Here is a 2,026-nt window from a genome sequence, read left to right on the forward strand (position 1 = left end):
TCAGTGGAACTGGTGAAGCTGGTTCTAAGATAACACTTGTGATTGACGGGAAATCTTACGTAACTACTGTGAGTGAGTTAGGTTCTTGGTCTGTTCAAGTAACAGATAAATTAAACAGCAATGACTACAACTACACAATTACTGCAACAGACCCTGCTGGGAACTCCAAAAGTATAAGTGGTGAAATTACTGTTAAAAGTTCAACATTTATCGATGCAAGGCTTGATGCTGGATCTGATACAGGTGTCTCAGATTCTGACAGTCTGACAAAAGAAAAGCGCCCAACATTTAGTGGTAAAACAGATCCTAATGCAACACTCGTATTAACGATTGATGGTGAGGATTATGACGTTTCTGCTGACAGCAGAGGTAATTGGTCTTTTACTATGCCAAAGGATCTTGATGATGGGCAATTCAATTGGTCAATTACAACGACAGATGTTGCTGGGAATACTGCAACTGAAAGTGGCAGGGTTGAAATTGACACCAGAACATCAATTGATGGTGATTTAGAAGACGACTCTAATACTGGCGACAAAGACGATAATTTAACAAATGTAAGACAGCCATGGTTCGGCGGTTCTGGTGAAATTGGCTCGACTGTCACTATCGAAATAAATAAAAAAACATACACAACTACCGTTGGCGAAGATGGAAAATGGAGGGTTCAAGCAACAGATGAACTCCCTGATGGCAAGTTTAAGTGGACTGCGACCATTGTTGATGATGCTGGCAACACAAAATCAACGTCTGGCGAGATTGAGGTCGATACTGGAACATTCGTTAAGGGCTCTCTTGATTCAACATCAGATACTGGAGATTACAGTAATGACGGTTTGACTAAACAAAAGCAACCATCTTTCTCTGGAACAGGGGAGGCTGGCTCAGAAATTGTGTTTGTTATCAACGGTGTGAGATATACGGATACCGTAGATGAGTCTGGTAAATGGTCGATACGCACATCAGATGATCTTTTAGATGGGGATTACGAGTGGGTAGTTACTGCAACAGATAGCGCTGGGAATACAGCAACTGATTCAGGCAAGATCACTATTGATACCTCAACATCTGTGACTGCGGGGCTAGATTATTCATCTAATAGTGGTGACAAAGATGACGATTTAACAAACAAGAATAAGCCATGGTTTAGTGGGACTGGTGAAGCAGGCTCGACAATCACTCTAGCTATCAACGACAAAACGTATACGACAACGGTCTCGGAAGATGGAACGTGGCGTCTACAGGTTAAGGATATTATCAAAGATGGCGACTACGAATGGACTGTTACGTCAAATGATATCTCAGGCAATGAGGCTACAGAAAGTGGCACTATTTCTGTTGATACCGTTACATCCGTTTCGGGTCAAATGGATAGTGGTTCGGATAGTGGTTCAAAGGATGATGATGAGGTAACAAGCGAAGAAAGACCTTGGTTTAGCGGGACTGGCGAAGTAGGTGCTGAAATTTCGCTTGTGATTGATGGTCGTGAATACCTTACGACGGTCGACGAAAGTGGTAAGTGGAAGGTACGTGTTGATTTCAGATTAAGTGAGGGAACCCATGAGTACACTATAACTTCAACGGATAAGGCAGGTAACCAAAAATCAGTAGAAGGTACTGCTGAGATTGACTTGTCGACATCGCTAACAGCTAAGCTTGATATTAATTCTGATTCCGGAGATAAGGGCGATAATACCACAAAAGAAACTTCACCATGGTTTAGTGGAACTGGTGAGGCTGGTTCAAATATTGAACTGACGATTAATGGAGAAACATATAAAACGACAGTTTTAGAAGACGGTACATGGCGTGTTCAGGTTACTTCACCATTAACTGACGATAAATCTTACGATTGGACAGCTAAAGCGACGGATATTGCAGGGAATACCTCAAGTACCAATGGGACAATTGAAATTGATACAGTTACAGCTGTTACTGCAAAGTTGGACGATGGTTCTAATTCTTCGGATAAGTCTGATACTTTAACAAATAATGAAAAACCAGTATTCAGTGGAACTGGTGAAGC

General features: G+C 41.7%; 1 protein-coding gene. It reads left to right on the forward strand.

The genetic code is table 11. The features are described from left to right. The coding region (locus KJB35_RS27760) for an Ig-like domain-containing protein (RefSeq protein ID WP_285469884.1) at positions 1–2,026 on the forward strand (2,026 nt) is incomplete at both ends.

Source organism: Vibrio sp. D431a, assembly GCF_030248655.1.
GTDB lineage: Bacteria > Pseudomonadota > Gammaproteobacteria > Enterobacterales > Vibrionaceae > Vibrio > Vibrio alginolyticus.